This is a genomic window from Mesorhizobium sp. P3_A8, from assembly GCF_056402995.1.
Window position 1 is genome coordinate 199,812 of sequence record NZ_JBFUGI010000002.1, and the last position, 18,283, is coordinate 218,094.

General features: G+C 62.9%; 23 protein-coding genes and 2 tRNA genes. 11 read left to right on the forward strand and 14 right to left on the reverse strand.

Features of this window, described 5'->3' with window-relative positions; genetic code table 11:
• Window positions 1-15: 15 nt before the first annotated feature.
• The 3 genes from AC1DX4_RS05065 to AC1DX4_RS05075 form a co-directional block, all read right to left on the reverse strand.
• On the reverse strand, window positions 16-807 hold the full coding sequence (locus AC1DX4_RS05065; protein ID WP_477219290.1) for a GGDEF domain-containing protein: 792 nt from the start codon (window positions 805-807) through the stop codon (window positions 16-18).
• Between the two features lie 117 nt (window positions 808-924).
• Window positions 925-2,343, reverse strand: coding sequence for a sensor histidine kinase (locus AC1DX4_RS05070; protein ID WP_477219291.1), 1,419 nt, complete (start codon window positions 2,341-2,343; stop codon window positions 925-927).
• On the reverse strand, window positions 2,340-3,005 hold the full coding sequence (locus AC1DX4_RS05075) for a response regulator transcription factor (RefSeq protein WP_477219292.1): 666 nt from the start codon (window positions 3,003-3,005) through the stop codon (window positions 2,340-2,342). Before AC1DX4_RS05075 ends, AC1DX4_RS05070 begins: the two co-directional genes overlap by 4 nt.
• 141 nt (window positions 3,006-3,146) lie before the next feature.
• Here AC1DX4_RS05075 and AC1DX4_RS05080 point away from each other — a divergent pair, with 141 nt between their 5' ends.
• Window positions 3,147-3,653 (forward strand): hypothetical protein, encoded by a 507-nt coding sequence (locus AC1DX4_RS05080; protein ID WP_477219293.1) that lies wholly within the window; start codon window positions 3,147-3,149, stop codon window positions 3,651-3,653.
• A gap of 34 nt (window positions 3,654-3,687) precedes the next feature.
• The gene (locus AC1DX4_RS05085; protein WP_477219294.1) at window positions 3,688-4,038 is read left to right on the forward strand and encodes a hypothetical protein; all 351 of its coding nucleotides are present in this window, start codon (window positions 3,688-3,690) and stop codon (window positions 4,036-4,038) included.
• Window positions 4,039-4,129: 91 nt separating this feature from the next.
• Here AC1DX4_RS05085 and AC1DX4_RS05090 read toward each other — a convergent pair whose 3' ends face one another.
• The 4 genes from AC1DX4_RS05090 to AC1DX4_RS05105 all read right to left on the reverse strand — a co-directional run bounded on the left by AC1DX4_RS05090 (window position 4,130) and on the right by AC1DX4_RS05105 (window position 5,291).
• Window positions 4,130-4,345 (reverse strand): hypothetical protein, encoded by a 216-nt coding sequence (locus AC1DX4_RS05090; RefSeq protein ID WP_477219295.1) that lies wholly within the window; start codon window positions 4,343-4,345, stop codon window positions 4,130-4,132.
• Between the two features lie 167 nt (window positions 4,346-4,512).
• Complete coding sequence (locus tag AC1DX4_RS05095) at window positions 4,513-4,779, reverse strand: hypothetical protein (RefSeq protein ID WP_477219296.1); 267 nt, start codon at window positions 4,777-4,779, stop codon at window positions 4,513-4,515.
• Window positions 4,780-4,861: 82 nt separating this feature from the next.
• Window positions 4,862-4,938 (reverse strand) — tRNA-Arg (locus AC1DX4_RS05100).
• Window positions 4,939-4,985: 47 nt separating this feature from the next.
• A complete protein-coding gene (locus AC1DX4_RS05105) occupies window positions 4,986-5,291 on the reverse strand; it encodes an ETC complex I subunit (RefSeq protein ID WP_015318428.1) in 306 nt (101 codons plus the stop codon).
• Window positions 5,292-5,415: 124 nt separating this feature from the next.
• On the opposite strand from AC1DX4_RS05105, the gene AC1DX4_RS05110 reads away from it, so the two are divergent.
• Window positions 5,416-5,492, forward strand: a tRNA-Pro gene (locus AC1DX4_RS05110).
• Between the two features lie 211 nt (window positions 5,493-5,703).
• Window positions 5,704-5,985 carry a hypothetical protein gene (locus AC1DX4_RS05115; protein ID WP_477219297.1) on the forward strand — a complete coding sequence of 94 codons (282 nt, stop codon included), beginning with the start codon at window positions 5,704-5,706 and terminating at the stop codon, window positions 5,983-5,985.
• A 218-nt stretch (window positions 5,986-6,203) separates the two neighbouring features.
• Here the strand turns inward: AC1DX4_RS05115 and hdaA are convergent, their stop codons facing one another.
• The 3 genes from hdaA to AC1DX4_RS05130 are packed head-to-tail and all read right to left on the reverse strand — an operon-like array spanning window position 6,204 to window position 8,641.
• Window positions 6,204-6,908: a DnaA regulatory inactivator HdaA gene (gene hdaA / locus AC1DX4_RS05120; protein WP_477219298.1), complete on the reverse strand. Its 705-nt coding sequence runs from the start codon at window positions 6,906-6,908 to the stop codon at window positions 6,204-6,206.
• A gap of 1 nt (window position 6,909) precedes the next feature.
• Complete coding sequence (locus tag AC1DX4_RS05125; RefSeq protein ID WP_477219299.1) at window positions 6,910-8,112, reverse strand: AI-2E family transporter; 1,203 nt, start codon at window positions 8,110-8,112, stop codon at window positions 6,910-6,912.
• On the reverse strand, window positions 8,084-8,641 hold the full coding sequence (locus AC1DX4_RS05130) for a CDP-alcohol phosphatidyltransferase family protein (protein WP_477219300.1): 558 nt from the start codon (window positions 8,639-8,641) through the stop codon (window positions 8,084-8,086). The genes AC1DX4_RS05125 and AC1DX4_RS05130 overlap by 29 nt, the downstream gene beginning before the upstream one ends.
• A 215-nt stretch (window positions 8,642-8,856) precedes the next feature.
• On the opposite strand from AC1DX4_RS05130, the gene purM reads away from it, so the two are divergent.
• The 3 genes from purM (at window position 8,857) to AC1DX4_RS05145 (ending at window position 11,401) form a co-directional block, all read left to right on the forward strand.
• Entirely contained in the window at window positions 8,857-9,981 is a 1,125-nt protein-coding gene (gene purM, locus AC1DX4_RS05135; RefSeq protein WP_477219301.1) for a phosphoribosylformylglycinamidine cyclo-ligase, read from the forward strand.
• Window positions 9,978-10,691: a phosphoribosylglycinamide formyltransferase gene (gene purN, locus AC1DX4_RS05140; protein ID WP_477219302.1), complete on the forward strand. Its 714-nt coding sequence runs from the start codon at window positions 9,978-9,980 to the stop codon at window positions 10,689-10,691. The genes purM and purN overlap by 4 nt, the downstream gene beginning before the upstream one ends.
• Window positions 10,692-10,891: 200 nt before the next feature.
• Window positions 10,892-11,401, forward strand: coding sequence for a SixA phosphatase family protein (locus tag AC1DX4_RS05145; RefSeq protein ID WP_477219303.1), 510 nt, complete (start codon window positions 10,892-10,894; stop codon window positions 11,399-11,401).
• A gap of 43 nt (window positions 11,402-11,444) precedes the next feature.
• Here the strand turns inward: AC1DX4_RS05145 and AC1DX4_RS05150 are convergent, their stop codons facing one another.
• The 4 genes from AC1DX4_RS05150 to AC1DX4_RS05165 all read right to left on the reverse strand — a co-directional run bounded on the left by AC1DX4_RS05150 (window position 11,445) and on the right by AC1DX4_RS05165 (window position 13,057).
• Window positions 11,445-11,684 (reverse strand): DUF680 domain-containing protein, encoded by a 240-nt coding sequence (locus AC1DX4_RS05150; protein WP_477219304.1) that lies wholly within the window; start codon window positions 11,682-11,684, stop codon window positions 11,445-11,447.
• A gap of 263 nt (window positions 11,685-11,947) precedes the next feature.
• Window positions 11,948-12,181, reverse strand: coding sequence for a DUF680 domain-containing protein (locus AC1DX4_RS05155; protein ID WP_477219305.1), 234 nt, complete (start codon window positions 12,179-12,181; stop codon window positions 11,948-11,950).
• A gap of 387 nt (window positions 12,182-12,568) precedes the next feature.
• Window positions 12,569-12,796 (reverse strand): DUF680 domain-containing protein, encoded by a 228-nt coding sequence (locus AC1DX4_RS05160; protein WP_477219306.1) that lies wholly within the window; start codon window positions 12,794-12,796, stop codon window positions 12,569-12,571.
• Between the two features lie 51 nt (window positions 12,797-12,847).
• Window positions 12,848-13,057, reverse strand: a complete 210-nt coding sequence (locus tag AC1DX4_RS05165) for a DUF680 domain-containing protein (RefSeq protein WP_477219307.1) — start codon at window positions 13,055-13,057, stop codon at window positions 12,848-12,850.
• A 544-nt stretch (window positions 13,058-13,601) separates the two neighbouring features.
• Here AC1DX4_RS05165 and AC1DX4_RS05170 point away from each other — a divergent pair.
• From AC1DX4_RS05170 to AC1DX4_RS05185, 4 genes are all read left to right on the forward strand, one after another.
• Complete coding sequence (locus AC1DX4_RS05170; protein ID WP_477219308.1) at window positions 13,602-14,582, forward strand: AraC family transcriptional regulator; 981 nt, start codon at window positions 13,602-13,604, stop codon at window positions 14,580-14,582.
• Between the two features lie 198 nt (window positions 14,583-14,780).
• Window positions 14,781-15,719 carry an AraC family transcriptional regulator gene (locus tag AC1DX4_RS05175; protein ID WP_477219309.1) on the forward strand — a complete coding sequence of 313 codons (939 nt, stop codon included), beginning with the start codon at window positions 14,781-14,783 and terminating at the stop codon, window positions 15,717-15,719.
• A 189-nt stretch (window positions 15,720-15,908) separates the two neighbouring features.
• Window positions 15,909-16,898: an AraC family transcriptional regulator gene (locus AC1DX4_RS05180; RefSeq protein WP_477219310.1), complete on the forward strand. Its 990-nt coding sequence runs from the start codon at window positions 15,909-15,911 to the stop codon at window positions 16,896-16,898.
• A 122-nt stretch (window positions 16,899-17,020) separates the two neighbouring features.
• Window positions 17,021-18,031 (forward strand): DUF3592 domain-containing protein, encoded by a 1,011-nt coding sequence (locus AC1DX4_RS05185; RefSeq protein WP_477219311.1) that lies wholly within the window; start codon window positions 17,021-17,023, stop codon window positions 18,029-18,031.
• Window positions 18,032-18,283 lie beyond the last annotated feature (252 nt).

Consider the following 18,283-nt stretch of genomic DNA (forward strand, 5'->3'; position numbering starts at 1 on the left):
GCGGCAAGGCAGCGGTCAATGCATCGTGGCGACGCTGGGCTGGGGCACCTGCGAGGCGACTTCCGTCGGGTCGAAGCTGACCTGATCGCGTCCATTCGACTTGGCGGCATAGAGCCGTCTGTCGGCGGCGGAAAAGATCGCCTCGTAAGTCGTCGGCCCGCTGAAGCTGGTGCCGCCTATCGAGACGGAAAGCGGACAGGCGCGGCCGCCGGGCGAAAAGTCCATTTCGCGAATGCGTCGGCGAATGCCTTCGGCAACCAGCCAGGATTGCGAGGGGTCGACACCGGGAAGGAACACGCCGAACTCCTCGCCGCCGATGCGGCCGACGATATCGCTGCCGCGCAGTTGCCCCTTGATCGCCTGCGCGATCAGCTTGAGCGCCTGGTCGCCGCAGTCGTGGCCGAGGCGGTCGTTGATCAACTTGAAATGGTCGGCGTCGATGATCAGCAAAGCGCCGGAACGGGTATCTTCCTGCTTGCGGGTCTGCTCGAGATAGGCCTCGACCAGCATCGAGAAGGCGCCGCGGTTCAGCACTGCCGTCAGACTATCGGTCGCGGCAACGATGCTGAGATCACGCTGGGCTATGGCCAACTGGCGGATTTTCCACATCAGAAAAAACAGAAACGAGCCGCCGAGCACCAGGGGCAGCATGAGATCTGTCATTTGCGCCCGCCAGACAGCCTCGGGCGAGAGATAGGGGAAATTGAAGGAATCAACGAAAAACGCCACGGCAATGAAGAATGCCGTACCGGCAGCGGTGACAGCGATCACCCTGCCCCAGCTCGTCGGCGACAGATCGAGCTTCATTGCGTTCCACTCCGTTAGCCGTCGCTACTATGACGTACCAACGCAAACAAAATGATAAGACTTTCCGTTCAATTCGATATCGACAGGCCTGGCGCGAATGGAAGCATCGCCTCGGAGTCAGCGGCTTTGCGGCAGGACCACCCTTGCCCGCAGGCCGGCGCCGGGCGCGCGCGACAGACCGAGACTTCCGCCATAGAGTTCCACGAGTTCAGCGGCAATCGGCAGGCCGAAGCCATGACCAGGCGTCGCCTCGTCGATGCGGCGTCCTGGCCGCATCACCTCCGGCATCGCCGTCGCGTCGAGACCAGGACCGTCATCATCGATATCGATGATGACGCGGCTATCGTCGGTGTTTGCCGAAACAGTGACGCGCGAGCGTGCCCATTTGCAGGCATTGTCGAGCAGATTGCCGAGGATCTCGTCGAAATCCTGCGTCTCGGTTGCGACCACAACGTCGGAGGCTGCAGAGACGTCGAAGGTCACGCCACGTTCACGATGGACATTGGCCATCATGCCAGTGAGGTCGGAGAGCCTTTCGGCGACGTTGGTGCTGGCACGGGCGGGGCCGCTCAGCGCCGCGGCCCGCGCGCGGGCCAGATGATGGCGGATCAGCCGCTCCATCAATTCGAGCTGGGCGCGCATTGCGGCGACATCGGCGCCAGGGACGGCCCGAGCCATGGCACCGGCCGGTCGCTTCTCCAGCGCCAGGCCTAGCGCCGCGAGCGGTGTCTTCAGGCCGTGCGCCAGATTGGCGACATGACGCCTGGCGCGCGCCAGACCCTCGGCATTGTCGGCCAGCAGACTGTTGACCTCCTCGACCAACGGCAGGATTTCGCTGGGCTGGTCGGTGGAAATCGCGCTGCGCCTGCCGGCGCGGATGTCGGCCAGCCCCGCGCGCAGGCTGGTGAGCGGACGCAGACCGAGCCGCACCTGTGCCAGCATGGCGCCAACCAGCAGAAGCCCCAGCACCGCCAGCGCCAGCGCCAGCGGCAGCAGCGCATCACGCAGCGGCCCATAGATGGCGCGATAGGGCGCTGTCGCAGCCACTGCCACCGCCTCCGAGCCGACCGGCACATCGAGGATGCGCCAATGCAAGGTCTGGCCATCGGCCCCCGCGCCATCGGCTGACCTTGGGCGGCCGAGCGAACGCAGTGCCCCGAACAGATCCGGCAGGCCGGGGAGATTATCGAAGCGACCGGGATGTACCGGCGGCAGCTTCATGGCGGCGTGGCCGGCAAGCGAGGCCGAAACAATTTCGCCGTCCGGCCCGACCACCTGCCACGTCCAGCCCGAGCCCGGGCGGTCGAAAGGCGGCCCGTTCAACGCCGATGTAACCGTAAGCCTGCCGTCGCCATCGCGCTGCACGGAAGCCGCGACCGCAAAGATCTGGCCGTCCAGCCGCTGGTCGATCTGGGAGATGATGAAGCGCTGCAGAATGAAAGCGATGGCGATGCCGGCAAGCAAAAGTGCCGCAACAATGGCGATAATTGCCGCCAGCCTCAGCCTGCCCGCCAGCGAACGCGGGATCAGTCTCATGTCGCGCCCGCGGTCAGCCGGTAGCCGAGACCGCGCACCGTCTCGATATGCTGGTGGCCGATCTTGCGGCGTAACCTGGCGACGATCACTTCCAGCGAATTGGAATCGACCTCGGCGTCACCGTCATAGACGCGGTCGAGCAGATCGGTGCGCGTCACCACGATCTCCTTGCGCAGGATCAGGCTGGACAGCACGCGCCATTCGAGCCCGGTCAGTTTCAGCGGCAGGCCATCGAGCTCGAAAGTGCCGAGTTGCGCGTCGAAATTCAGCGGGCCGCAGGCAATTTTCGTCTGGGCATGGCCGGCCGCCCTGCGCACCAGCGCGCGGAGCCGCATGATCAGCTCTTCGGCCCGGAACGGCTTGGTGAGGTAGTCGTCGGCACCTGCCTTGAAGCCCTCGACCTTTTCCGACCAGCCGTCGCGCGCCGTCAGGATCAGCACCGGCAGGTTGCGCCCTGCCGCGCGCCAGGCCTTGAGCACCGCCTTGCCCTCGACCCTGGGCAGGCCAAGATCGAGAACGGCGACGTCATAGGTGCCGGTATCGCCGAGATGCTGGCCATCCTCGCCGTTGCGGGCAATGTCGACAACGAAATTCTCGCCGCGCAGCGCCTCGCCCAACTGGCTGGCGATCGATCCGTCGTCCTCGACGAGCAGCACCTTCATTGCGTTGATTTTCCCGTATGCGCCTTGACGCCGGCTCCTAGGCCCGCGGGCTTAACTGAAGCTGAACGGCCTGGTTCAGGCTCGGTTCCTGTCACCCGGCTAAAACGGTTGCCATTCCACCACAACAGAAAGGCGACCACGATGATCGACACCCCAGAAACCGCCGACACGGCGACAGCCGGACCACCGGCCACAGAACGCAGACGGCCCTACCTGACCGGCCTGTTCGCCGCCGGATTGATCGCCTTCGGCCTGGTTGCCGGCGGCGCCGTCACGATGCTTGCAGCACCACGCGACAGCGTCGTGCTGATGCAGCCGACAAGCATCGCCGCGCTTTCGCCCTACAGCACCGTCGCCGTTAAAGGCAAAGTCGCCGAGATCTTCGGGAACAAGTTCGTCATCGACGACGGCAGCGGCCGCGCACTGGTCGAAACCGGCCGGCGCGGCGAAGGTGGCACGTTGGTCGCCGCAGGCGAGACTCTGACTGTGCAGGGCCATTTCGACGACGGCTTCATCCATGGTGACTTGCTCGTCCATGCCGACGGCCGCGCCGAGAGCCTGCGACCCCCGAGACCGGGTCCGCGTGGCCTGCTCGACCGGATGCACGGGCCCGATGTCAATACGGTCGCTCCGGGCGTGCCCGGCTGACCCCACCCCGCCCCCTCAAGATAAGGAAACAGACATGAAGAAACTTGCCCTGGCAGGCCTTGCCCTGACCTTGATGGCCTCGGCTGCCTTTGCTCAAGCCGATGTGCCGCCTCCGCCGCCTCAGGCTGCAGTCGATTCCGCGGCTGCCGACAATGCGCCACCGCCTCCGCCCCCACCGGGCCCGGACGGCATGCGCGATCGCCACGGACCGCCGCATGGCCGCGAAGCTGGCCCACCGCCACCGCCGCCATCGAAGGCAGCTCATTTTCGGCTGCGGCGTGGCGACGTCGAGATCGACGCCAAATGCGCTGACGACGAGACCATGAAGGCCTGTGCCGACACGGCTTCACAATTGATCGACAAACTGGCGACGCTGCCGCGCTAGCGCCGCACACTAAAGGACGGCCGCTCAGAAGGCGGCCGTTCGGATTTCGCAGTTTGAAAGCTTGGACCGTTGGCTGATGGACCGGTCGCTGTCAGGTGGGCTCAGCCAGCACGTTGACAACAAATGATGCCGCGATCAGGTCATCGGCATCAAGGCGTAGAGAGCCCTCACCGCCTCCCATGATGGCGGCGACCTTGTGGAAGGTCTTCATCTCATGTTCGGATATTTCGGCATCCTGCATTTTGGCCTTGAGTTCAGCGATACGCCGCCCCAAGGCAGGGGACGTTCCAATTTCACGTTTCGACATGGCCTGGTTTTCTCCTCCCCCAACCCGCTTGTTTTGCCCCGCCCCATCCGCCAGCCACATCGTCCTTCTTATGAGGCACCGCGAATACAAGGCCCCGAACGCCTCATAGGGGCTAAGGTTCCAATCCCGGCAGATCACGAAATAATTACGGGCCGCCCGCGGACTTTCTATTGCCCGGCCATCAGCACCAGCGTCGAAACAGAGTTCCGAGCCTCAACCCGCTTCAGGCACCGACCCGGAATGTTCGGCGTCGCGGTCGCGCATTCCTTGTCAGTGACCACAACGGATTCATTGGGCTGGACGTCGGCGGCTTGAGTCGCCGTGGATGCGAAAAGAACCGTCTGCGTTATCAGCGCCGAGAAGACGGCAACCTGGAACAGCACGGCGGCGAAGGCGATTTTCTTGAGCATGCGAGGCAACGCGCTGGCGGGCATCAGGTTCCCGCTGGTCATGTCTCGCGGCGCAAACCGACACCGTGCTGAAACCACAACATATGTCCTGCGCTACCAAAATTATTGGCGATCCCGACAGGATTCGAACCTGTGACCATCGGCTTAGAAGGCCGGTGCTCTATCCAGCTGAGCTACGGGACCACTGGCCGGCCCCAGGGGCCGGCTGGATATCTGGCGCTGGCCGCCGTTCAATGCGTCCAGGGCGTCCTGCGGTCATAGCGGAAATTCTCCGCATAGGAAATCTGGCGACGCTTGGTCTCTTTCGGCTCCTCAACGCGGAAGGCAAGCCCTTCCTTTTCGGCGTAAGCCACGGCCTCTTCCCGCGTGTCGAAGGTCAGCCTGATCTGGCTTCTCATGTCTCCCGACGTCGTATAGCCCATCAACGGATCGATCTTCTTGCGCATTTCGGGGTCGAATTCCAGCACCCAATGGCCGGTCTTGGCCTTGCCGGACTGCATAGCGGTTTTGGCTGGGCTGAAAATGCGCGCGGACATGGCCACCTCATTGTTGTGCAAGGCAGCATCGCCACCCTTCGCCCGTCATTACTGCGCAATGCGCATGGCGGCAAGGTTTTTGCACTTGCTATGTAACTCCGAAATGAATAGGCAACAGACCGTTCGGAGTGTAGCGCAGGCTGGTAGCGCATCTGGTTTGGGACCAGAGGGTCGGGAGTTCGAATCTCTCCACTCCGACCATCCGCTCGAAAATGCAGTATCGATAGTGGCCTGGCCGCCTTGCGGCATGGCGCTGGTGACTGGCGTCGGGCTGCAACGCAGCAACTCGAGGGTTATCGCCGCGCGACAGGATTCTCAAAGTAGGGTTTGCTTCCAGCACCTAAGCTTCATCAATTCTAGCTCGCATCCGCCGCAATTGCCGGCTTACACTCCCGCAGACGGGGGATAGAAGATGCTTGGGATCGATGCGTGGGTGTCGCTGTTCGGGCCAGCATACTTTGCCTACGCTGGCGTGACGGTTCCATTCATGGTGGCGTGGGCCATCGCTTGTGCGGCGCTGGCGACATGGAACAATCGCGAGAGCCGCAGACAGGCCAGGCTGGCGCCGGGCACAACCGCCTCCCGTTCCTGGGCTGTCAGTATCGGAATTTTTGTGCTGGTCGCAGCCTGCTATGTTGCCGCTCATTCGGCCGTTTATCTGCTCGTCCGACATTTCGTCAGAATGTGGCTCTGAGATTGGCCAAGCTCACCGGCCGATAACGGTGCACTTGAAGGCAAGCTCGCCGGGCGAGAACCCCAAACCTCATTCCCGGCGAGCCTACAACCTGATTTGGAACGCAATCAGGACCGGGGTCAGCCGGCAAGGCTTGTGTAGCAAGATGGATGCCAGCTGTTGTTTCCCGAAATGGCAAAGGGCAGTCCGTTTGCCGGCCGTCTGCACGTCGAGTTTCTCTAAATCTCGAACTCGCGCTGACCCTCATCCATGGCGCTGACCGTTTCGGCGGCAAGCACCCGCGTGATCGGCGTCTTGCGCTCGAGCGCGGTGCGATCGAGCCGATCGACCACGCGCATGGCTGTAGCCAGCGAGCGTTCGATGCGCCGCACCAGATACTGCACGACATGCGGTTCGACCTCGACCTGGCGGTCGGCGAACAGTTTGGTGATAACACCGGCGAGCAGGAGGTCATCGGGCTCGTGGATCTCGACCGTCGCCGCCGCCTTCAGCCGTGAGGCCAGATCGGGCAGCGAGACGCCCCAGGCGGAGGGAAAACGCCGTGCGGTCAACAGCAGCGTCGAGCCGGCACCGCGCACCGCGTTGATCAGATGGAACAGGCCTTGTTCGTCGATCGCGCGCGTATCGACATCGTCGATCAGTGCCGGCCGGGTACCGAGACTGGCGATGCTGTCGCCAATGCGCCCGGCGTCGACAGCCATTGCGTTGGCGCGGGCACGCCAGATGGCGGCCAGATGCGTCTTGCCGGAACCGGCTGGACCTGCCAGCACCACCACCGGCGACGGCCAGTCCGGCCAGCGGTCGACCAATGCCGCCGCCTGGTTGTTGGTGCCGGAGACGACGAGCTCGTCGCGCGAATAGCCGGTGCCGTGGCCGAGATCGAGCGGCAGCTGGCGCGGCGGATCGGTTTTTTGGGCAGTCACTTCAGCGACGCGGTTGCGAGCGGTGGCCGCCGCCGCGATCGGCCGGCAACGGCGGTACGGGCTCCGTCGCGTGGCCCTTGTAGAGCGGCGATTCCAGATAGCGAGCGATAGCGAAGCGCACCAGAACGGCGACGGCGGCGGAAGCCGGCACGGCAATCAACAGGCCGACAAAACCGAACAGCGCGCCAAAAGCGAACAGCGCGAACATCAACCATACCGGATGCAGGCCGACGCTTTTGCCGACCAGCCTGGGCTGCAGGATGTTGCCTTCGATAAACTGGCCGATGAAGAAGACCACCGCGACGGCAACGATCATCGTCCAATCGGGCCAGAACTGGACGAAGGCGACGCCGACGGCCAGCACGAGACCGGTCAGCGAGCCGACATAGGGGATGAACGAGATCAGCCCGGCGAACAGGCCGATGAGGATGGCGAAGTTCAACCCGGTCAGCGTCAGGCCGGTGGCGTACATGGCGCCCAGCACCAGGCAGAGCGTGCCCTGGCCGCGCACGAAGCCGGCGGTCGCCGTGTTGATGTCGCGCGCAATGGCGCGCACGGTCGCGACGTTGTCGCGCGGCACCCAGCTGTCGATGACCGCAACCATGCGATCCCAGTCGAGCAGCATGTAGAAGGCGACGACCGGCGTCACCACGAACAGGCTGACCACCGAGACCAGCGCCATGCCGGAACTCCACAGTGAGGTGAAGACCGTGGTGATCAGGCCGAAGCCGGAGGTCAGCAGTGAATTCAACCCGTCGCGCAAGCCGTTGGCGTTGACGCCGAACTTCTGTTCCAGCCATTTCGGATCAAAGGAGGTGATCAGGCTCTGCAGCCGGGTCAGATATTCCGGCAGTTTGCCGGCGAAATCCGCCATCTGCGTCGCCAGCACCGGAATGAGGATGACGAAGGCCAGCACCAGCACGATGAGGAAGGTGATGAGGATAACCACCGTCGCCATGAAACGCGACAGGCCGAGCCGCTGCAGCCGGTCGGCGACGGGATCGAGGAAATAGGCGAGCACCATGCCGGCGACGAAGGGCAGCAGGATGTCGCTGAACAAATAGAGAAAAAGGGCGAGCAGGGCCGCGCCAGCCACCCAAAACGAGATCTGCCGGCGGAACACGGAGGCCGCGGCAAGATCGGCAGCCGCAGCCTCGATCACCGCCGCTTCTTTCTCAGATGTCCGGATTGGAGCCTTCGCCATAGCCGCTCATATGCCTCAGCCAAGCCACGAGATAGGCCGCGGCCGAAGCCACGGTCAAGACCCCGGACAGCAATATGAGGGCTGGCCGCAGCGGGTCGAGGTGCACGGCAAAGGCAAGTTCCCCCAGCACGACCGCCGCCAGCACGATCTGGATGGTGGTGTTGGCCTTCGACACCAGAAGCGGCTTGATCTCGACCGGATGGGCCATCACTGTGGACAACAGGACCGCGCAGACGATCAGCGCGTCGCGCGACACCATGGTGACGACCAGCCACAACGGCAACTGCCCGATGAAGCCCAGGACGACGAACACCGAAACCAAAAGCAGCTTGTCGGCCATCGGATCGAGATAGGCGCCGAGCCTGGACTGCTGGTTGAAACGGCGGGCAATGAAGCCGTCGACGCCATCCGAGACGCCGGCAATAACGAAGCCGGCAAAAGCCCAGTCCCAGCGCGCCTGCAGCATCGCCAGCACCACGGCGGGCACGAGAAGAAGGCGCAGAATGGTGATTAGGTTGGGGATGGTCAAATGCTCGGCCCGTCCTCTCAGGTCAGGGATAGATGATGGAGATAGGGAGGCGCCGCAAGTTTCTTGCCACGCAATTCGGCCGTCACGGTGTTCGCTGCGAATGTCGGAAATGCTATCCACGCTTTTGTCGGGCCGAAAGGCGCTCGGATCCGCCGTTATCCTTGCCCCCCGAAACCATTCATGCGAAGAGCCCGCAAACGAGCAGGAAAATTGCGATGAGCAAGCGCGACACAAGCCAGCCCAAAGCGGGCCAGCCCAAAGCGGGCCAGCCCAAAACGAGCAAGCGCAGGAACGGGCTCACCTATGCCGAGGCGGGCGTCGATATCGATGCCGGCAATCTCATGGTCGAGAAGATCAAGCCGCTGGTCCGCGCCACGCGCCGGCCGGGCGCGGATGGCGAGATCGGCGGTTTCGGCGGCCTGTTCGACCTCAAGGCTGCCGGCTTCACCGATCCCGTGCTGGTCGCGGCCAATGACGGCGTCGGCACCAAGCTCAAGATCGCCATCGATGCCGGCAAGCACGACACAATCGGCATCGACCTCGTCGCCATGTGCGTCAACGACATCGTCGTACAGGGCGCCGAACCGCTGTTCTTCCTCGACTATTTCGCCACCGGCAAGCTCGATCCCGACCAGGGTGCGGCGATCGTCGGCGGCATTGCCGAGGGTTGCCGACAGGCCGGCTGCGCGCTGATTGGCGGCGAGACGGCGGAAATGCCCGGCATGTATCACGGCAAGGACTATGACCTCGCCGGCTTTGCCGTAGGCGCGGCTGAACGCGGCCAGCTTTTGCCCACCGACGACATCGTCGAGGGTGATGTGCTTTTGGGCTTGGCCTCCTCGGGCCTGCATTCGAACGGGTTTTCGCTGGTGCGCCGCATCGTCGCCACCAGCGGTCTGGCGTGGAACGATCCGGCGCCGTTTAGCGATGACGCGACGCTGGCCGAAGCGTTGCTTGAGCCGACCCGCATCTACGTCAAGTCGATCCTCAAGGCCATCCGCAACACGCATGGCATCAAGGCGCTGGCGCACATCACCGGCGGCGGCTTCCCTGAAAACATTCCGCGCGTGCTGCCCAAGGATTTTTCGGCCGAACTCGATCTCGAAGCAATCGACGTGCCGGCGGTGTTCTCGTGGCTTGCCAAGACCGGCGGCGTGGCGCCGGAAGAAATGATGCGCACCTTCAACTGCGGCATCGGCATGATCCTGGCAGTCGCCTCCGGCCAGGCGGCGCAGGTCGCCGCCGTGCTGCAGGAAGCCGGCGAGACGGTGACGCCGATCGGCCGCATCGTGCCGCGCCGCGACGCCGGCGTCATCTATCGGGGCTCGATCGGCCTATGAGCACCCAGAGAAAACGCACAGTCGTCCTGATATCGGGGCGCGGCTCCAACATGACCGCGCTGATCGCGGCGGCCAGCGACCCGGCCTTCCCGGCCGAGATCGTCGGCGTGATTTCCGACAAGGCGGACGCCGCAGGCCTCGGCGTCGCCCGGGCGCGCGGCATCGCGACACAGGTCATTACCCGCGCCGACCATGGCAGCAAACAGGCGCATGACGCGGCGATCGATGCAGCACTCACGGCCTTCAATGCCGAGATCGTGGCGCTGGCCGGCTACATGCGCATCCTCTCCTCCGGCTTTGTCCAGAAATGGCAGGGCCGCATGATCAACATCCACCCTGCCCTGCTGCCGGCATTCAAGGGCCTCGACACCCATGTGCGCGCGCTGGCCGCCGGCCTGCGCATCCATGGCTGCACCGTGCATTTCGTCACGTCCGAGATGGATGACGGCCCGATCATCGCCCAGGCGGCCGTGCCGGTGATGGTCGGCGACAATGCCGATATGCTGGCCGCCCGCGTACTCAAGGCCGAGCATCGGCTCTATCCGCTGGCACTGGGACTCGTTGCTGAAGGCAAGGCACGCATGGAAGCCGGGCGCACCGTGCTTGCCCACTTTGCCGACGATGCCGACAACGGCACCTCGGTGGTGATGGCGCCCGATCCGCTGCGCGAGGAAGCCGATCTGGAGCATCTGGCTCGGATTACGCCCTGAGAGGCCTAGATTGGGGACGACAGCATGGCGAATAGCTTGGAGTCGCTAAATCAGACTCCGCGCCAGACCGAAACAGACCGGCTGCGCAGAGCTTGGCTGGAAGGACTGGAAAGCGGCCCATTCGATCCCTTCGACATAGAGGCGATCAGACAAAAGGCCCGCACTCGTCTGGCCAGTCTCCCTGGTCCTGACCAAAGCCGATGAAACAGCTGCTTCTGCTTCGCCATGCCAAATCGAGCTGGGACGACCCTGATCTCGATGATTTCGATCGGCCGCTCGCGGAACGCGGATTGAAGGCGGCCAAATTGATGGGGCGGGAGCTTGCGGCGCGCGACTGGCTGCCGGACCAGGTGCTGGTGTCGTCGGCGCTACGCACCTGTGACACCTGGCGGCTGGTCGCCGCGGAACTGCCGGCGCGGCCTCGGGTCGTGTTTGCCAATGCGCTCTACGATGCTTCGGCGGCGGATGTTCTGAGCCAGATTCGCCTGGCCGACCTGTCGAGCGGCTGCCTGGCGGTGGTCGGCCACAATCCGGGCCTGGAAGATCTGGCGAAACAGCTTGCCGATTCAGGCTCGGAGGCCAAAGCCCGCAAGAGGCTCGAGGAAAAGTTTCCGACGACGGCTCTTGCGCGCTTTGTCTTCGAGGGCGATTGGTCCGGCCTGTCGTCCGGGCGGCTGACGCATTGCCTGCGCCCGAAGGATCTGAACTAGAATCCTGCGGACAGGTGCGGCAGGCAAGCCCGCGGTCGAGACCTCAGTTGCCCCAGATGCCCTGACCGGGTTCCGGCCACTCGGTAGTTGTCTTCATCCTGGTATAGGCTGCCTTGTGCCCGGCCATATCCGTGTTCTTGACCGCGCCGGTGACGGCATGATCCACGCCGGCAACCGAAGCAACCGGCTGGTTGGCATTGTCGGAACCATAATGGTCACTGCCGGCAAAGGCGCCGCCGCTCGCAACTAGGATAGCGGCGGTAGCGAGAGCGATCTTGTTCATTTCAATCTCCTGTTTCATTCATTGGGCGGCGTCTTGGGAGGACGGTTCCGCTAAGGACAAGACCCGAGGCCATCCGGTTTTATTCCTGGAGGCGGAAACTTTCTCTGCGGGGCGCGACGACCGGCTGCTCCAACCGATGCCCGCCGGTGCCTGCCCTGTTGCGCAAAAAACAAGAGCGGCGGGCCGAGCCCACCGCTCTTTGTTATCGAGGACTGCTGCGAAGATCAGTGGGGCCTAGATGCCGTGACCTGTCGAGCGTTGTCTTAGTTGCCCCAATTGCCCTGGCCGGATTCCGGCTGGTTTGAATCGGGCGTCAGCTTGAAGCCGTGGTGCTCGACCTGCTTGCGGGTCGAAGCCGTATAGCTGTGGTCGATATTGCCTGCGGGTGCGGTGACTGCAGCCTGATTGTCGGTAGCCGAGTGATAATTGTCGCTGCCGGCGAAGGCGCTGCCCGTGGCAACGAGGATGGCGGCAACGGTAAGTGCGATCTTGGTCATTTTCTTTACTCCAGTATTCCTGGTTCTGTCCGTCTAGTGGCGTGCCCTTGGGAGGAATTTCGCGTCGCTCGGACAGGCTGGAAGTGGGTTTTTCGTTCGCCGACTTCCAATCACGAAGATGTGCCATCACGCCCCGGATCCACATCTTGAACTTCGGCCAGGGGATCAATGGCGAAGAATTTTATTGAACAATATCATTGTGTTGCAGGATAACTACCAACGCACGGTGCGGCGATTCACTGAGCGGACGTCGACCGTTCGTTCACGGTTCGTCAACATAACTTGAACCGATCGGTTCGATTTTGGATCGGCACACCTGAGTGCATAAAAAACAAGAGCGGCGGGCCAAGCCCACCGCTCTTTGTCGTCTTCCGGGGATTGAAGGAATTAACGGCCCCAGATGCCCTGGCCCGACTGAGCCGGCACGTTGGCATTGGCGTCGCCCTGTGTCTTTACCGACTTGGCGATCGAACCGGTGTGCGTGGTGTCGATGTTGGAGGACGACTGGCTGGCAACCGGCTGGTTGACGTTGTTGGAGCCATAGTTGTCGCTACCGGCGAAAGCGGTGCCCGTGGCAACGAGGATGGCGGCGGCGGTGAGTGCGATCTTGGTCATTTTAAGTACTCCTGATTTGAAGGTTGGTTGCGACTGGTTCGGGAAGCGCGGTTAGCGATTGCCGGCCAGATCGCGGTCAGCGCCCTGCGGGGCCTGGACCTGGACCGTTGCGGTCGACTTCGAGATCGAAGCGGTGACCGAATGGTCGACAGTGGCGGCGGCGGACTGATTGACGTTGGCCGAACCATAATTGTCGCTGCCGGCGAAAGCGGTGCCCGTGGCAACGAGGATGGCGGCAGCGGTAAGAGCGATCTTGGTCATTTTCTTTACTCCAGTATTTATCTGTCCTGTCCGTCTAGTGGCGTGCCCTTGGGAGGAATTTCGCGTCGCTCGGACCACCCCGAGATGGGTCTGCCCTGCTGCCGTTTCCAATCACGAAGATGTTCCAGCGCGGGTCGAATCCAGACCTTGAAATCCAGCGCAAGGCTCCGGCGGTCACAATCTTTTTCTTTGATATCAAATGGTTAGGCTAGACCGCGAGACGCAACAAGCACGTCTTTGCTGAGCCAGCGTTCACACCGTCCTGCACAGTGCGTCAACAGAAATCGAACTGAACGGTTCGGTTTTATCACGAGTGCGCTGATTTGAGCCTTTCAATGACGCAATCGACCTCGTTGACGGTCGCAAGGACAGCCCATCGTTCTGCAGATCATTCATAAAGGGGAGACCGACGGGAACGCTGAATGACAACAATTTGATGTTGAACGGGCAGCCTGCGCCGTTGCAGCATCACGAGACAGCAGCCTAGGGTGGCAAAGCAGACGGGTCGGAGCCTCTAGCCGCTCGCCAACACAGGTGACTTGACGTGCAGGCGAACGGGAGTGTCGAGCCTCTTCGAATTACCACTGCCGCCTTGCCGCCCGCGCAACGCCTGGACCATTTCCGCGAGATTTTCGGGCGAAGGCTCTTCCGGATCGAAATGGAACCCGAGCCCGGCACCGATTTCGATGTCGACGTCACCTTGCAAGCCTTGCCCGGCCTGCGCATCTCCACCGGATCGCACTCTGCGATGCGCAATCGGCTTACCAGCGAACTGATCGATAGCGATGATCTTGTTCTCGTCATCATGCAAAGCGGTTTGGGAACGGCTAAGCAACGAGGGCGGGAAGAGACCTTCAGCGGCGGCCAGGCTATCGTCACCGCCAATGACGAACCGGGGAGCGGTACCGCGCATTCACGCGTGCAACTCATCAACTTGCGTTTTGCGCGAAAACGGCTCGCTCCACAGCTGGCTGACGCGGACGCGAGCGTTCTTCGGCCGCTATCCAGGGACAACCAGGCGCTGCGGCTGCTAACGTCCTACCTGCACATCGCCAGGGGCGAACTGGCGCGGTCCTCTCCAAGCCTGCAGCAGGCCGCCGCCGACCATGTCCACGATCTCGTGGCGCTTGCTCTGGGCGCCACGCGCGATGCCGCGGAGATCGCCAGGGGACGTGGAGTGCGGGTTGCAAGGCTGCATGCGATCAAGGCGGACGCCGTGGCCAACGTCGCCGCGAGTTGGCTGTCGATCGATGCCCTCGCCGCACGTCATGGCGTGTCGCCACGCTACATACGCTCGCTGTTCCAGAGCGACGAAACGACCTTTACCGATTTCGTGCTGGACCAGCGCTTGGCACGCGCGCATGCACGCCTGACCGACCCTCGTCTGGGCGCTCGATTGATCAGCACCATCGCCTTCGAATCGGGGTTTGGAGATTTGTCCTACTTCAATCACCGTTTCCGCCAGCGCTACGGCGCGACCCCGTCCGACATACGCGCCGCGGCACGGATCGAGGGTGGCTGGTAGCGCAATGCCGCCGCGCCGCTGACCAGCAGCAGATGCCGCAGTTTTGATCCTGCTGTTCCTCACAGCCCAAAACGACACGTCACCCAGCCCAAGCAACCGCCCGGCTCTCGCTTATAGCTTGCCTCGTTTTTTCGAGGCGCCTGTCGCGGAGCTGTTGTGCAAGGGGTTGAGACGTCCTTCCGGTTTTCAACCGACGAATTGCCTGAACGCGATCGGCTGCCAATCTGGCGCGAAGCCTATGGCCGCAACATCGTCAAACTGGATCTGGAGCCGTTCGGCGACGGGCCGCTGCGTATCGAAGGTCTTATCCATACGCTGCCCAACCTCGCCATCGCTTCACTTTCCAGTAGTCCGGCCAGGGTGACGCGGACCAAGGCTCAGGCATCCGACAGCAATGACGATCTCGTCTTCGTCATCACGGATGGAGACGTCATGTTCCGTCAGAGCACGAAGGAGGTCGAGCTAAGAGCGGGCGAAGCCCTTTTGTGGTCGAACGCCCTGCCCGGCGGGAGCCTGAACAACGAGCCGCTCGCCCGTCTCCTCACGCTCGCCATACCGCGGACCGCGCTGACGCAGGCGGTGGCCAATCTCGACGACGCGCTGATGCAGCGCATACCGCGCGACAACGAGGCAACGCGGCTTCTGACCAGCTATATCAAGATACTGCAGGCCGAGATCGCCGACATGTCGCCGGAACTCAAATCGGCAAGCAGCGCGCACATGCAGGACCTCATGGTGCTGGCGCTTGGCGCCAACCGCGATGCCGCCCATCTCGCCAGGGCACGCGGTGTTCGCGTGGCGCGGCTGCAAGCCCTCAAGGCCGACATCGTTGCCAATTTGACCGAGCGGGATCTGTCGATCGACAGGCTGGCGGCGCGGCACGGCATTTCGCCACGCTACATCAGGTCGTTGTTCGACAGCGACCAGACCACGTTCACCGATTTCGTGCTGAGCCAGCGCCTCGCACGCGCGCATCGCTGCCTCGAAGACGTCAGGTTTTCCGGCTACATGATCAGCACCATCGCTTTCGAGGCGGGGTTTGGAGACTTGTCCTACTTCAATCTTGCGTTCCGCCGGTGCTATGGCGCGACGCCGTCCGAAATTCGCGGCGCCGCCCGGCTCAAGGGTGGCTGGTAGAGCGTCCGACAACGCCCCGCGCTGCCGATTGCGCCAACCGCTCGGTGTCGTGGGGGGCATTCCTTGAGTTCCTCACAGCCTGCCTCGGTTCCTCACAGCCCAAGTCAGCGCGTCACCCAGCCCAAGCAGCCGCCGGCCTCTCCCCTGTAGCTTGTCTCTGCTGTTTCAAGACGTGGCCGCGGAGCTGTCGTGCAAGGAGAAGAGACGTCGTTCCGGTTTTCGACCGATGAATTGCCTGAGCGTGATCGGCTGCCAATCTGGCGCGAAGCCTTTGGCCGCAACATCGTCAAACTGGATATGGAGCCGGTCGGCGACGGGCCGTTGCGCATCGAAGGCCATATCCAGGCGCTGCCGAACCTGGCCATCGCATCGTTTTCCAGTTCTCCGGCCAAGGTAACGCGGACCAAGGCTCTGGCGTCCGACAGCAGCGACGATCTCGTTCTCGTCATTTCGAAAGGAGATGTCCTGTTCCATCAGGGCAACAAGGAGGTCGAACTCAGCGCCGGCGAGGCTCTGCTGTGGTCGAACGCCGTGCCCGGCGGCTGCTTCCACAACGAACCTATCGAGGGTCTGCTCACGCTCGCCGTACCCCGGACTGTGCTGTCGCGAACCCTGGCCAATCTCGACGATGCGTTGATGCAAGCCATTGCATGTGACAACGACGCGATGCGGCTCCTGATCGGCTATGTCCGGGTCCTGCAAGCAGAGATCGGCACCATGTCGCCGGACCTCGAGGCGGCGTGCAGCGTGCATGTCCAGGATCTGATGGTGCTGGCACTTGGCGCCAACCGCGATGCCACCCATCTCGCCAGGGGGCGAGGCATCCGCGTCGCACGGCTGCAAGCCCTTAAGGCTGATATCCTTGCCAATCTGACCCGGCGCGACCTGTCGATCGACAGGCTGGCGGCGCGCCACGGCATTTCGCCACGCTACATCAGGGCATTGTTCGATAGCGATCAGACTACATTCACCGACTTCGTGCTGAACCAGCGGCTGGCACGTGCGCATCGTTGCCTCGAAGACATCCGCTTCGCCGGCTACATGATCAGCACGATCGCCTTCGAAGCGGGGTTCGGCGATCTGTCCTATTTCAATCTCGCGTTTCGCCGCCGCTACGGTGTCACGCCGTCCGATATACGCACCGGCCGCTGTGGCAGGGGCGCGAGTGACACACCCTGACGACAGGCAGTCCTGTCCGCGCTTGGTACCGCACAGCCCAAGCCGCCGCGCCGTCCAGCCCAAGCACCATCCCGGTTCTGCCCGCTATTGTCCCGCACCTATCACTGTTTGGGTTCCCGATGATGATCTCGCTACAACATTTGTTTTGGGCACGGATTGCCGCGGGCATCCTCGCGCTGTTGATCGTCAATCAAAGCGTCGGGCTTTGGCGTTTTCGCCGCAAGGCTGCCAACGGCCGGAACTGGCCGTCGACCAAGGGGACAATCATCGCATCCGATGTCTACCCCTATTCTGTCGATCGCGAGACGGGTGACGCGCGATCCAGTGTCTCGATCGGCTATTCCTATGCGGTCAACGCCAAGACCTACAGGAGTGACAGGATAGGCTGGGGCAAGAAAGCAGTCATGCTGACCCCGGCGGCGCAAAGACTGTCGGCGCGCTATCCCGTCGGCGCGTCGGTGCCGGTTTTCTATGATCCGGCCAGGCCGAACTTGGCCCTGCTGGAGCCGCGCGGCCAAGGCAAATCCACGGAGATGACGGCGTTGGTGCTTTTTCTGGTTGTCTTTTGCGCGATCGAGCTCGGCCTGCTGCCGCTGGCATGGCTTGGATACAATCCATCGACCCCGCGCGGGATGCCGCTGTTCGGCTTCCTCCTGCCGCTTGCCGGCTTTGCCATGGCGGTCGGCGGTCTTCTCTCATATCTGCGGCTGCGGCGGGCCATCGTAGCAAGTCGCAATTGGCCCAAGGCAGCGGGCAAGATCGTTTCCGCCGTCGTCACGACGGTCCATGAGCGCGACCCGAAAGACAGCGGGAGCACGATCGACCGCACGACGAAAAAATACCGCGCCGACATCCTGTATGCCTACCGTGTCGGTCAAGGCGGCTTTGTGGCCGCAGCAATAACCCTTGGATGGGTGCCCTTGTATGGGTTCGCGCAGGACGCCGAAGCCGTGGTCGCGGAATATCCCACCGGTGCCGAAGTGGATGTCTACTACGACCCGGCCAATCCCGAGGTCGCCGTCCTTCAACCGGAGAACAGGGATGGCGCTCTGGCGCCGCTGATCTTCGCGCTGATTTTCGGGGTCGGCAGCGCCATATTTTTCTGGGCCTTCGCGACACTGCGATTTCACTAGCATGACTGGAACAGGACCGGTCGTCGCGGTGCGGCCGTTGCAGAACGGCAACATTGCTGCCCCGTCCGCGTTTCGTGCCGCGCAGCCCTAGCCGCCGCGCCGCCCAGCCCAAGCGCTGCTGCGCCGCGCCCCGGTAATCTTCCAGAGCTTCACCGCTGATTTGGGCTCTCGATGATCCTTGCATGCATCTCAAAACTATCCCTGGCCGCCGCGGGTCGAGGCTCGGCGACCTTCATGCGTCGCGTTCCATGA

What these genes read in the sequence shown, in the direction of transcription:
- AC1DX4_RS05125 (WP_477219299.1), bottom strand. Translation starts at nt 8,112, where the DNA reads ATGGCGAAGGCTCCAATCCGGACATCTGAGAAAGAAGCGGCGGTGATC.
- AC1DX4_RS05145 (WP_477219303.1), top strand. Translation starts at nt 10,892, where the DNA reads ATGAAACAGCTGCTTCTGCTTCGCCATGCCAAATCGAGCTGGGACGAC.
- AC1DX4_RS05070 (WP_477219291.1), bottom strand. Translation starts at nt 2,343, where the DNA reads ATGAGACTGATCCCGCGTTCGCTGGCGGGCAGGCTGAGGCTGGCGGCA.
- AC1DX4_RS05115 (WP_477219297.1), top strand. Translation starts at nt 5,704, where the DNA reads ATGCTTGGGATCGATGCGTGGGTGTCGCTGTTCGGGCCAGCATACTTT.
- AC1DX4_RS05080 (WP_477219293.1), top strand. Translation starts at nt 3,147, where the DNA reads ATGATCGACACCCCAGAAACCGCCGACACGGCGACAGCCGGACCACCG.
- AC1DX4_RS05105 (WP_015318428.1), bottom strand. Translation starts at nt 5,291, where the DNA reads ATGTCCGCGCGCATTTTCAGCCCAGCCAAAACCGCTATGCAGTCCGGC.
- AC1DX4_RS05095 (WP_477219296.1), bottom strand. Translation starts at nt 4,779, where the DNA reads ATGCCCGCCAGCGCGTTGCCTCGCATGCTCAAGAAAATCGCCTTCGCC.
- AC1DX4_RS05155 (WP_477219305.1), bottom strand. Translation starts at nt 12,181, where the DNA reads ATGACCAAGATCGCACTTACCGTTGCCGCCATCCTCGTTGCCACGGGC.
- AC1DX4_RS05165 (WP_477219307.1), bottom strand. Translation starts at nt 13,057, where the DNA reads ATGACCAAGATCGCTCTTACCGCTGCCGCCATCCTCGTTGCCACGGGC.
- AC1DX4_RS05075 (WP_477219292.1), bottom strand. Translation starts at nt 3,005, where the DNA reads ATGAAGGTGCTGCTCGTCGAGGACGACGGATCGATCGCCAGCCAGTTG.
- AC1DX4_RS05150 (WP_477219304.1), bottom strand. Translation starts at nt 11,684, where the DNA reads ATGAACAAGATCGCTCTCGCTACCGCCGCTATCCTAGTTGCGAGCGGC.
- AC1DX4_RS05085 (WP_477219294.1), top strand. Translation starts at nt 3,688, where the DNA reads ATGAAGAAACTTGCCCTGGCAGGCCTTGCCCTGACCTTGATGGCCTCG.
- AC1DX4_RS05160 (WP_477219306.1), bottom strand. Translation starts at nt 12,796, where the DNA reads ATGACCAAGATCGCACTCACCGCCGCCGCCATCCTCGTTGCCACGGGC.
- purM (WP_477219301.1), top strand. Translation starts at nt 8,857, where the DNA reads ATGAGCAAGCGCGACACAAGCCAGCCCAAAGCGGGCCAGCCCAAAGCG.
- AC1DX4_RS05065 (WP_477219290.1), bottom strand. Translation starts at nt 807, where the DNA reads ATGAAGCTCGATCTGTCGCCGACGAGCTGGGGCAGGGTGATCGCTGTC.
- AC1DX4_RS05185 (WP_477219311.1), top strand. Translation starts at nt 17,021, where the DNA reads ATGATCTCGCTACAACATTTGTTTTGGGCACGGATTGCCGCGGGCATC.
- AC1DX4_RS05090 (WP_477219295.1), bottom strand. Translation starts at nt 4,345, where the DNA reads ATGTCGAAACGTGAAATTGGAACGTCCCCTGCCTTGGGGCGGCGTATC.
- purN (WP_477219302.1), top strand. Translation starts at nt 9,978, where the DNA reads ATGAGCACCCAGAGAAAACGCACAGTCGTCCTGATATCGGGGCGCGGC.